General features: G+C 71.7%; 10 protein-coding genes. 3 read left to right on the top strand and 7 right to left on the bottom strand.

The features are described 5' to 3' along the window. The first annotated feature begins 407 nt into the window (after positions 1-407). Genes trpB through ACIBP6_RS17515 form a run of 3 tightly spaced genes read left to right on the top strand, consistent with a single transcriptional unit; the run spans position 408 to position 3,177 of the window. Complete coding sequence (gene trpB, locus ACIBP6_RS17505; RefSeq protein ID WP_397053218.1) at positions 408-1,613, top strand: tryptophan synthase subunit beta; 1,206 nt, start codon at positions 408-410, stop codon at positions 1,611-1,613. After that, entirely contained in the window at positions 1,610-2,425 is an 816-nt protein-coding gene (trpA, locus tag ACIBP6_RS17510) for a tryptophan synthase subunit alpha (protein ID WP_397053220.1), read from the top strand. The genes trpB and trpA overlap by 4 nt, the downstream gene beginning before the upstream one ends. Then, on the top strand, positions 2,422-3,177 hold the full coding sequence (locus ACIBP6_RS17515) for a GntR family transcriptional regulator (RefSeq protein WP_397053222.1): 756 nt from the start codon (positions 2,422-2,424) through the stop codon (positions 3,175-3,177). Before trpA ends, ACIBP6_RS17515 begins: the two co-directional genes overlap by 4 nt. Before the next feature lie 645 nt (positions 3,178-3,822). On the opposite strand, the gene ACIBP6_RS17520 is transcribed toward ACIBP6_RS17515, so the two are convergent. From ACIBP6_RS17520 to ACIBP6_RS17550, 7 genes are all read right to left on the bottom strand, one after another. Then, a complete protein-coding gene (locus ACIBP6_RS17520; RefSeq protein ID WP_397053224.1) occupies positions 3,823-6,057 on the bottom strand; it encodes a hypothetical protein in 2,235 nt (744 codons plus the stop codon). 62 nt (positions 6,058-6,119) lie between these two features. Next, a complete protein-coding gene (locus ACIBP6_RS17525; protein WP_132623774.1) occupies positions 6,120-6,998 on the bottom strand; it encodes a DivIVA domain-containing protein in 879 nt (292 codons plus the stop codon). Between the two features lie 104 nt (positions 6,999-7,102). Beyond that, a complete protein-coding gene (locus ACIBP6_RS17530) occupies positions 7,103-7,390 on the bottom strand; it encodes a YggT family protein (protein WP_111185070.1) in 288 nt (95 codons plus the stop codon). A gap of 80 nt (positions 7,391-7,470) precedes the next feature. Beyond that, a complete protein-coding gene (locus ACIBP6_RS17535; protein ID WP_132623772.1) occupies positions 7,471-7,971 on the bottom strand; it encodes a cell division protein SepF in 501 nt (166 codons plus the stop codon). Positions 7,972-8,109: 138 nt separating this feature from the next. Continuing rightward, a complete protein-coding gene (locus tag ACIBP6_RS17540; RefSeq protein WP_132623770.1) occupies positions 8,110-8,802 on the bottom strand; it encodes a YggS family pyridoxal phosphate-dependent enzyme in 693 nt (230 codons plus the stop codon). A gap of 90 nt (positions 8,803-8,892) precedes the next feature. Next, complete coding sequence (gene ftsZ, locus ACIBP6_RS17545) at positions 8,893-10,365, bottom strand: cell division protein FtsZ (protein ID WP_397053228.1); 1,473 nt, start codon at positions 10,363-10,365, stop codon at positions 8,893-8,895. 336 nt (positions 10,366-10,701) lie between these two features. Next, positions 10,702-11,367 (bottom strand): cell division protein FtsQ/DivIB, encoded by a 666-nt coding sequence (locus ACIBP6_RS17550; RefSeq protein WP_397053230.1) that lies wholly within the window; start codon positions 11,365-11,367, stop codon positions 10,702-10,704. Positions 11,368-11,377 lie beyond the last annotated feature (10 nt).

Below are 11,377 nucleotides of genomic sequence, written 5' to 3' on the forward strand. Positions count from 1 at the left end.
ACCCCGCACACCACTCCGGCGCCGTGACATCGCGACCGCACACCCTCGCGAGGGCGCGCTCCCGTAGGTCACAGCTCGGCGTCCGCGTATCGCCTCGTAGCCTCCCTGGCCCGCGCCCCGTTCGCGCACCAGCCGACCGCTCCACCGCCCCAGGCGTCGTGCACGGGCGGCGGCCGGCAGCATCACGTGGGCGACCAGCGGCTCGTCCGGGCGCACGCCGCCCGGCACCCGCCCGTGGACGCCCCGCGCTGCCCCCGTGGCCGACCCGGCAGCGTCGTGCGGCAACCGCACCAGGACCAGCGACTCCCGCCAGGCCGCTCCAGCCGGGGATGGCGTGTCCACGCCGTCCATGCCACACTGACTGTTATAGAACTCTCAGAAGTGTTATAGAACGAGGTGAACGTAGGATGCGAGACGTGTTGCCGTGGGGTGAGCCCGTCCCGGTGGCCGGGACGATGGGCGAGCCCCAGCCGCGGGGCCGGTTCGGCGAGTACGGCGGAAGGTACGCGCCGGAGTCCCTGGTGGAGGCGTGCCGCGAGGTGGACGAGGCGTTCCGGGAGGCCTGGGCGGATCCGGGCTTCCGCGGCGCCCTGGCGCGGCTGCTCGCCGTGCACGTCGGGCGGCCGACCCCGCTCACACCGGCCTGGCGGCTGTCGGGAGAGCTGGGCGTGCAGCTGTACCTCAAGCGCGAGGACCTCACCCACACCGGATCACACAAGATCAACAATGTGCTGGGCCAGGCCCTGCTGGCCACCCGGATGGGACGGCGCAGGCTGATCGCCGAGACGGGGGCGGGCCAGCACGGGGTGGCCACCGCGACCGCCGCCGCCCTGCTCGGGCTGGAGGCCACGGTGTTCATGGGTGAGCGCGACATCGAGCGGCAGGCGTTGAACGTCTTCCGGATGCGCATGCTGGGCGCCGAGGTGGTGCCGGTGACCACAGGCAGCCGTACGCTCAAGGACGCCACCAGCGAGGCCATGCGTCACTGGGTGGGCGCGACCGGCGACTCCCACTACTGCCTCGGCTCCGTCGTCGGGCCGGATCCGTACCCGTGGATGGTCAGGGAGTTCCAGCGGGTCATCGGCGACGAGGCCCGCGGGCAGTGCGCCGCCGAGCTGCGGACCGGCGTGCCGGACCATGTGGTCGCGTGTGTCGGCGGCGGCTCCAACGCGGCCGGCACGTTCGCCGGATTCGCGGACACCTCGGCGCGCTTCGTCGGCGTCGAGGCGGAGGGCGGCGCCGGGGCGGCCCGCGGCCGGCTCGGCGTCCTGCACGGCTGCCGCTCGTTGTTCCTGCAGGACGACGACGGGCAGATCACCGAGGCGCACTCCATCGCCGCCGGGCTCGACTACCCGGGTGTCGGTCCGGAGCACGCCCACCTGCGCGACCTGGGCCGGGCCCGCTACGTCACGGTGACCGACGACGAGGCGGTCCGCGCGGCCGTACGGCTGGCGCGCACCGAGGGCATCGTCCCGGCGCTCGAATCGGCGCACGCCCTCGCCTGGATCATCCGCGCGGTGGCCGGCGGTGAACTGCCCGCCGGATCGACGGTCCTGATGACGTTGTCCGGCCGGGGCGACAAGGACATCTCCACCCTGAAGGAGCTGGTGTGACGAACCCCACCCTGACCGCGGGCGCGGTCGAACGCCACCTGCGTGCCCGCCGGGACACCGGTCGCGCGCTGCTCATGCCGTTCGTCACCGGGGGGATCACGCCCGGCTGGACGGATCACCTGCGGGCGTTCGTCGCCGCCGGGGCGGACGCGATCGAGGTCGGCCTGCCGTTCTCCGACCCCACGCTGGACGGCGTCACCATCCAGGAGGCCAACGACACGGCGCTGGCCCGGGGGGCGAGCACGCGCCGGATCCTCGCCGACCTGGCCGGGCTGCCGGACCTGGGCGTGCCACTGGTCGCCAGCACCTACTACAACCTGGTGCTGCACGACGGGCCCGAGGCGTTCTGCGCGGCGCTGCGCCACGCCGGCGTCACCGGTCTGATCGTGCCCGACCTGCCGGTGCACGAGGCCGGCGAGCTGACGGATGTGGCCGCCGCCGCCGGGATCGAGCTGGTCCTGCTGGCGTCGCCGGCCACGCCGCAGCCGCGGTTGGAGGAGATCTCGCACCGCAGCCGCGGATTCGTCTACGCGGTGTCGCTGATGGGCACCACCGGTGAGCGGGCCACCCTGGCCGCTTCGGCGGCGGAGCTCACGCAGCGGATCAGACGCGGCACCGACCGGCCGGTCTTGCTAGGATTTGGCATTTCCACGCCGGACCAGGCGCGGGAGGCCGGCCGGCACGCCGACGGCGTGGTGGTCGGCGCCGCGGTCGTGCGGCGGGTGCTCGACGGGGCGGGACCGGACGACCTGCGGGCCTTCCTCGCGACCCTGCGGCAAGCCCTCGACCAGGAGTGTGACCGACCACGATGACCCCCGACGCCGGGCACGAGGCGAGATACCGCGCCATCGCCGCCGACCTCGCCGCGAAGATTCGGTCGGGCCACTACGCCCCCGGTGAGGCGCTGCCTCCGCAGCGGGAGTTGAGCGCCTCCTACGGGGTGACCCTCATGACGCTGCGCCAGGCGTTGCGGGAGCTCAGCGGCGATGGGCTGATCGTGCAGCAGCCCGGCAGGGGCACGTTCGTCGCCCCGCCTCACCTGGCCTACCACCTCGGCTCGCTCCGCAGCCTGGTCGACGATCTGCGTCAACAGGGTCATGACGTGCGTACCGTGGTGGCCGGGCGGGCGGTGCGCCGGGCCCCCGCCGCGATCGCCGCGGAGTTGCGGCTGCGTCCCGGCGACACGGCCCTGCGTCTGGAACGGGTCCGCGAGTTCGCCGGGCGTCCCGCCGTTCACCAGGTGTCCTGGGTACGCCGGCCGGTAGCCGACGAGATCCGCGACCGCGACTTCACCGCTGTCTCCCTCTACACGGCGCTCGCCGACGCCGGAGTGGCGGTCGCCAGGGCGTCCGAGGTGGTCCGGCCCGGTTTGCTCGATTCCGCCGCCGCCCGGCACCTCCACGAGCCTCAAGGCAGCCCGGTGCTCGTCAGCACCCGGATCACCTACGCGCTCGACGCCACGCCGGTGGTGTCCGACCACGCCACCATCCTCGGCACCATGATGGAGATCCGCACCGAACGCGCCGCCACCGGCCTCTCCCTCATCTGGGGCGCCACCAGCTAGACGAGTCAGTCCCGGAGCCTGTACGTGGCCACCAGGGATGGTCCTGGACGGCGAGGTGATGAAGGCGCCGGCTGAGACACGCGGACAGCAAAAGCCACTGTGCCAAGGGCGCAAACCCCCAGAACGGCGACTCCGGCGGAAAGGGGACGTCCACCCGGGCGAACGCCGACGGTCACGAGGAAGGCGCAGAACACGGCTGATGGCGGCCGACCTGGGTTACTCTCGGGGCGCCCCGGCCGACAAGGTCGCCCGCCGACCGGTCCTGCGCCGCTGTCCTTCGTCCCACCGTGGCCGAGCGGCAGACGACCCACAGCCGTCTCGCCCCGCGTCCACGCCCGCTTGACCGTCGGCCTCGGTGACCGCCGACAAAGGCCTCCCGCTCCCGCGGCATCCGTGCCCGTCCGCGCCGACTCCGCATCAAGACCTGGTGGTCAACCGCGGCTCTCATGGCGGCCGCCCCATCAGCCATGATCCAGCTCCCTCCGAGGAATAGAGGGGCTGGGCCTTTCGCCTCGTCAAGACCTCGGAAGGCCACCTCGCCGGGCTCCACTTGCGAGGTGCCATCCGGTGGGTCCGAAGCCTCCATAAGATCCGAATCCCGTACAGGCCCAAGGCTTCCGGGCCGACTGCCGTGCCGAAGCTGAGTCAGCCGACCGTTTCGCGGGCGTGCTGGCATACCGAGCAGCTCGTGAAGCCGGCCGCCTGGGCCGAGGAGAGGGCCATCGTCTGGACCTCGGCGTCACCAGCGCCACGGATCAGCGGGCAGTCGGTGCTGTGGTAGCGGCGAGTGCCGACGATCACCTTCACGGTGCCGGGACGCTCACCCTTGCCCCCGCCACTGCTGTCGTCCTCGGAGTCGCCGCCGTTCTTCGCGTCGGCCTTCGAACCAGGCTTCGTACCGCTCTTGCCGGAGCCTTCGCCCGCTGTCGCGCCGGGCCCCTGAGGCCGGGACGTGCCGGCACCTTGGGGTCGGGACGCGCCGGTTCCCTCGGGCCGGGAGGCGGCGGGAGCCGGCGTTCCACCCCCGGAGGCCGCGGTGGAGGAGCCGCCCTTCGGCGCGGAGCCGCCGCGGGCCGCGGCGGACGAACCTCCGCCGTCACCACCGGGCCCACCGCCCTTGGCGGCGCCCTCCTTCGCAGACCCCGCCGTGGAAGAACCCGCTTCGGGAACGCCCGGCTGGGAACCACTCGCCTTGGGGGCGCCCGGCTCGGGGGCAACCGGCTTGGGAGCGCCGCTCTTGGACGCTTCCGCCGGAGAGTCCTCACGCGTGGAGCCGCCCGCACCCCGCCCGGAGGCAGGCACGGACGGACGTCCGGTCGCGGCCTTCCCGGCGCCGGACGACCCTGCGGGCGGGCCCGGGGGCAGCGGCCCCTTGGGCTTGGCCTGGGATTCGGCCGAGGACGCGGGCCGCTCGTGGATGATCACGGTCTCGCCGTCCGAGGACGGCTCGGACCCGGCAGGCCGCTCGGACGGCTTGCCGGAACCCGAAGGACGCTGAGCCGGCTTGCCGGGCCCGGTGGGCCGCTGAGACGGCTTGTCCGGACCGGAGGAGGGACGTACGGACGCCCCAGTACCCCCTGGGCGCCCGGGCATCGCGGAAGGAGACACGCGCGGCTGCGGCGCCGTGACGGGGCCGAGGTCGTCGTCATCGGCCGCACCGGACGCCCCCTGCCCCGGCTTGCCGGAGGGACGACCAGCCTGCTCGACACCGGCCCCGCCCTGTCCACGCTCTCGCTCAGCGGACGCCGGACGACCGGCCCCCTCACCGGAGGCACCGGACTGAGCGCCCTTGCCACCGGAGCGATCCGTCTGACCAGGCTTGCCACCCGGACGATCGGGCTGATCACCGGACTTGCCGGGCTCAGCGGCGGCACGGGAACGGCCGGCCTCCCCGGAAGCGGCCTCAGGACGGCCGGCGTCTTCGGACGTGGCCCCAGGGCGGCCGGGCCGAGCGGCGGCACTGTCAGCCGTCTCGGGCTTGCCCCCACCAGGCTTGCCGCCCGGACGGCCAGGCTCACCCGGCGACCCCGCGGCGGTCTTGGATCCCCCGGAGGCCGGCTCACCGGACCCGGACGGCTTGGCGGACGGCGGCTCGGCACGCGAGGCGTGCGGCGGCCGGAAGTAAGAAGTCTCGGACTCCGCCTGCTCGTCATCCGATGCGGCGGCGGAGGTTGCCGGGGCCTGGCCCGCGGCGTCGGCCGGGGAGCGGCCGAACCAACCGGTGGCGCCTTCCTCGTGCGCGGCGGCAGGCTCCGGGCTGGGGGTGGAAGCCTTCGTGTCAGGCTTCGGCGGGGCGACCGGCGACCGCTGGTCGCGGGTCTGCGCGGAGGTCTCGGCCCGGCTCTCGGTGGTGACGACGAGCTCGGGATCGGCGGCAGGCGGCAACTGCCGTCCGCCGAGCGCGGCGTCGGGAAGGCACGTCGTGCAGGGCGTGAAGCCCTCTTCGCGTGCCTCCTCGTAGGTGAGCTCCTCGCTCTCCCTGCCGATCAGCTGCCTGCACCCGGCGACGTGGTAACGCTTGCGTCCCGGGATGACCAGCACGATCGCGTCGCCCGCGACACCGCTCGCCACCGGGGGGCGCGCGGCGGGGGCGTGGGGGGCCGCCGTCCGCTGCGGAGCCGGGGGATGCGGTTGGGGTCGCGGCTGATGAGCCATGGGGCCGGTCTGGGGGTACGGCGGAGCCGGCGGCATGAGCCCCTTCGGGGGGGTGGCCGGCGCAGCGGCCTGCCCACCACCGGGAAAAAGCTCGTTCCGCCGCAGGAACGCCCCGATCACCAGGAACAGCGCGGACAGCACGCTGACCACGATGGACCACATGATCAGGAACGGCTTCGCCAGTACGAAGCCCGCGATCAGCAGTACGACTGCCGCGAGCACCAAACCAGCACTGATAAGGATCACAGGGGGCTCTTTCGAGTGACAGGTCCTAGTGACCCGCTACTTTACCGGCGGTCGTTGTGGGGACCGTCAGCACCGGGGAAAGCGCCCTGCGGAGCCTCGCCGCCGAACGGGTTGGGGCCACCGGGAAGCGGCTGCTGTCCGCCCTGCGGCACGGCGTGCGACATGGCGGGAGCCTGCTGACCCTGCGGGCCACCCGGCATGACCGGGAACCCACCGCTGCCCTCGGCGGAGACGTTGAGCTCGGCGAGCTGGTTCTCCAGGTAGAGCTTGAGCCTGCTGCGGTATTCGCGCTCGAAGCTGCGCAGCTCCTCGACCTTGCGCTCGAGCTCGTCGCGGGTCTGCACGAGCGAGCCCATCGCCTGGCGGTGGCGCTCCTGCGCGTCGCGCTCCAGCGTCTCGGCGCGGGCGCGGGCGTCGCCGATGACCTGCTCGGCCTGGCGGCGGGCCTTGGTGAGGATCTCGTCGGCCTCGCGCCGGGCGCGGGTCACCGTCTCGTCCGCCTCCCGGCGGGCGTCGGCGATCGCCTGGTCGGCGGTCTGCTGGGCGAGCGCGAGCACGCGGGCCGCGGTGTCCATGTTGTCCTCGGCGGGAGGCATGTTCATGGCCACGGGGACCGGCTGCTGCTGCACCGGCGGCTCAGGGGCCCGCATGGGCTCCGGCTGCGGCGGGGCCATCATCTCGGGCTTGGGCTGCTGCTCCTGGACCGGGGCGGAGGCCATGGGCATGTTCATGCCGCCCGGCACCTTCCCACGCAGGCACTCGGCCAGCTTGGCGCGGAGCTCCTCGTTCTCTTGGATCAGGCGGTCAAGCTCAGCTTCGACCTCGTCGAGGAAGGCGTCGACCTCTTCCTCGTCGTAGCCCGGCCGCAGCCGGGTGGTACTGAACTGCTTGTTCCGCACATCAGCGGGCGTCAGCGGCATTTTTTGGTCTCCTTGGCGCGCTTGGAGTCTGTCCGGAGGACGGTAACCCGAATCACTTCAGCGCGGACACGAGTTGGAACACGACCGGCACGACACAGGCCCGCTCATCGCAGCATTCCGGCGATCTGAATCAAGATCAGGACCACGATGAACAGGACAGTGAAGCTTAGGTCAAAGGCCACCGTACCCAACCGGAGCGGAGGAATGAAACGGCGGAGGAACTTGAGTGGTGGGTCGGTTGCGGTGTAAGTGGCCTCCGCCAGCACCAGGACGACGCCCGTAGGACGCCACTGACGGGCGAAAGCCTGCACCGTCTCGAAGATCATCCTGCCGATGAGCAGCACCAAATAGAGAGACAGGACTACGACCAAGATCTGACTGACGATCCCCACGGCCCGGCCGCGCCTCCACTTCTGGTGTGCCCTCCCGGCCTCGGCGAGACCTGGTTGGGTCCGATAGACATACAGAGACTCTAACTCTGGTTGAAGAACCCGCGCTCCGCGATTCGGGCCTTGTCCTCAGCGGTCACCTCGACATTGGCAGGGGACAACAGGAACACCTTGTTCGTAACACGTTCAATGCTGCCGTGCAGGCCGAAAACCAGACCTGCTGCGAAATCGACCAGACGCTTGGCGTCGCTGTCGACCATCTCGGTCAGGTTCATGATGACCGGGGTGCCGTCACGGAAGTGCTCACCGATGGTACGCGCCTCGTTGTACGTGCGCGGATGCAGGGTCGTGATGCGCGCCAGATCCGTCGTACGGCGCTCCACGACGGCGGTCGTGGGCCTGGGCGCGGGAACCACCGCATCGGGCTCGTCGTCGCGGTCCTGGACCGCGACGGGCCGCTCCTCACCGGGCCGCTGCACGTCGTCGTCGTAGGCGTACTCGTCCGGGTACGTCTCATACCTCTCGTAGCGGTCGTCCTCCACGAGACCGAGGTAGACCGCCATCTTGCGCATCGCGCCGGCCATCGCTACGTCGTCCTCCTGCTCATGGTCGCACCCGCTCGGGTCCGTCGCCGTGTCCGAGGCGGTAGGGCGTACCCCCTGGAGCTCACCGCTGATCGACCTCTACTTGATCGTGGACCTGGAGACCCACTTGAGGGGACATTACCTGACGAAGGGCTTGCGACGACCGAGCAACGCCGTACCGACGCGCACGTGTGTCGCACCGTACGCGATGGCCTCGGCCAGATCGCCGCTCATGCCCGCCGACACCATCGTGGCCCGGGGGTGCTGCTCCTGCAGGCGCACCGCCAGGTCGCGCAGACGGGAGAAGGCCTTGGCCGGCTCTTCACCCAGCGGCGCCACGGCCATGACCCCGCCCAGCCACACGCCCTCGGCGAGGGCCACCTCGTCGGCGAGCGGCAGCAGGTCGGCGGGGCGGCAGCCGCCCCTGGCCGGGTCGTCGTCCAGCGCCACCTGCAGCAGGCAGCCCACGTTGCGGCCCTGCCGGACCGCCTCCTTGCTGATCGCCTCCACCAGCCGCAGCCGGTCGACGGATTGGATCACGTCGGCGTAGCCGACGACGGAGCGGACCTTGTTGGTCTGCAGCTGGCCGACGAAGTGCCAGGTCAGCGGCAGACCGGCCAGCTCGTGCGCCTTGGCGGCGGCCTCCTGGTCGCGGTTCTCGCCGACGTCGCGCACGCCCAGCTCGGCCAGGATGCGGATGTCGTCGGCGGGCCGCGTCTTGGTGACGGCGATCAGCGTGACCTCGCCACGGTCGCGCCCCACGGCGTGACACGCCTGTGCGATGCGCGCGTCGACCTCGGCGAGCCCGGCCGCGATCTCGTCCCTTCTCACGTGCCCTCCCTCACTCCCGGCGTCCTCGCGCCCCTCGCACACGACGGCGCCGCTCCCGGATCCCTGCGGGGAGCGGCGTCAGGTGTGCGGCTACTTGAGGAAGTCGGGGACGTCGAGTTCCTCTTCCTGTTCCTCGAAGACCACTCGCGGACGTTTGGCGGGCTCCGACATGCGGGAGGTGATGGGCGTGGGCGGGGTGGCGGGCTCGGGAGCGGGCCGAGGGATCGAGACGGGGCCGGAGGGCTCGTCGGCGGGCTCGTCGGAGTCCTGCTCGACGGCCTGCACAGGCTCCACCGGTCGCACGGGCTCGGGCCGGGACTCGACACGGGGCTCGACACGGGGCTCGGCCCGCGGCGGCTCCGGCCGCGACTCCACGCGGAAGTCGGGGCGCGGCTCCGTACGGGGCTCGGGACGAGCCTCAGGACGGGTCTCCGGGCGCGCGTCGGACCTGAAGTCCGCCCTGGGCTCCGGACGCACCTCAGCGCGCGGCTCAGGGCGCAGCACGGGCGGCTCGGACTTGACGCTCGGCGACGACAGGCTGGGCCGCACGGGAGGCGCGGGCGGCTGGGCGGCGGGGCGGGCGGCCGGGCGGGGCACCTGCTTCTCCGTCGGGCCCGGCACGTCGTCGAAGCCCGCCGCGATCACGGTCACCCGCACCTCGTCGCCGAGGGCGTCGTCGATGACCGTACCGAAGATGATGTTGGCGTCGGGCGCCGCGGCCATCGACACGAGCTGGGCCGCCTCGTTGATCTCGAACAGGCCGAGGTCGGAGCCGCCCGCGATCGACAGCAGCACGCCGTGGGCGCCGTCGATGCTGGCCTCCAGCAGCGGGCTGGAGACCGCCATCTCGGCCGCCGCCACCGAGCGGTCGTCGCCGCGGGCGTGGCCGATGCCCATGAGCGCCGAGCCCGCTCCCGACATGACCGACTTGACGTCGGCGAAGTCGAGGTTGATCAGACCGGGCGTGGTGATCAGATCGGTGATGCCCTGGACACCCGACAGCAGCACCTGGTCGGCCGCCTTGAAGGCGTCGAGCACGCTCACCTGCCGGTCGGAGATCGACAGCAGCCGGTCGTTGGGAATCACGATCAGCGTGTCGACCTCGTCGCGCAGCGTCTCGATGCCCGCCTCGGCCTGCATGGCGCGGCGCCGGCCCTCGAAGCTGAAGGGCCGCGTCACGACGCCGATGGTCAGCGCGCCGAGTGACCGGGCGATGTTGGCCACGACGGGCGCGCCGCCCGTGCCGGTGCCGCCGCCCTCGCCGGCCGTGACGAAGACCATGTCGGCCCCCTTGAGGACCTCCTCGATCTCCTCGCGGTGGTCTTCGGCGGCCTTGCGGCCCACGTCGGGGTTGGCGCCCGCGCCCAGACCGCGCGTGAGCTCACGGCCCACGTCGAGTTTCACATCGGCGTCACTCATCAGCAGCGCCTGGGCGTCGGTGTTTATCGCGATGAACTCGACGCCCTTGAGTCCCTCTTCGATCATCCGGTTGACGGCGTTCACTCCGCCGCCGCCGATGCCGACGACCTTGATGACCGCGAGGTAGTTCTGCGGTGCTGCCACGACGAGGGGCCTTTCCGCTCGTTGACTTGCCATTTCGGTGCGGATTGTCTCCGCTTTTTCTCAGTTCGGGTATCTCTCAACCTCAGGTTGAGATTTAGATTTATGTCAACCTGAGGATTGATACGGACAGTAGGAGTTACGCTCCGGGCGGGTCAACTAACCGCGCCGCAAGCACGTCCGGCGTGTCGCGGGCTGTCCGATTCGCTCCGCGCGCACGCCAGGTCGCGGCCCTCCACTGCCGAAAGTCCGGCTTACAGGCTCTCACGCCGCGCGCCGCGTCTCGCACAGGCTCGGCGATGCCGTTGCCCCCGGGTTGCCAGACCCTGACGATCACGATCACTTCAGCGTCACCACGTCGGGAGAGCTGACGTCGTACTGGGCGGCCTTCTCGCGTCTGAGCAGGGAGGTCAGGATGCGGCCCTTCTCCTGCGGGCGGTCGGTGCCGCCCCAGATCACGGTGCGGCCGTCGGACAGCTCCAGGGTGACGCCCTCGGCCGTGCCGGCGCGTACCTGCCTGACCTTGGCCGCCACCTCGTCGGGGACCGCGTCGATGACCTGCAGCGCCGCCATCATGGCGGGGTCGCCCTCGGCCGGGCGGTCGACCTTGAGCACCGGCAGCAGCGGCGGCAGGGCGGTCTCGATCTCGATCACCACGCCGTGCTTGTCGACGATCGCGTACTTGTCGCCCGCCTGGATCATCGCCACCGGCTCCCGCTCGACCACCTCGATGCGCAGCGTGCCGGGCCAGATCCGGTCCACCTTGGCGCCGGCGAGCTGCCTGATGCCGAGAACGCGGCCCTGGACCTCGGCGAGGTTGACGGTGGCCAGGGGATGCAGATCCGGTACACCGGCCTGCTGTTCGATGCGTTCCTCCGGTACTGTGAGATTTCCCACGATCTCGATCGAGCGCACCCCCAGCACCGGTGAGAGGAACACCAGCCACGCGGCCGTGCCGACCACCCCCGCGGTCAGCAGCACCAGGAACGCCTTGCGCGCCTTCATCGCCCTCCCC

Source organism: Nonomuraea terrae (genome assembly GCF_044465245.1).
GTDB lineage: Bacteria > Actinomycetota > Actinomycetes > Streptosporangiales > Streptosporangiaceae > Nonomuraea > Nonomuraea terrae.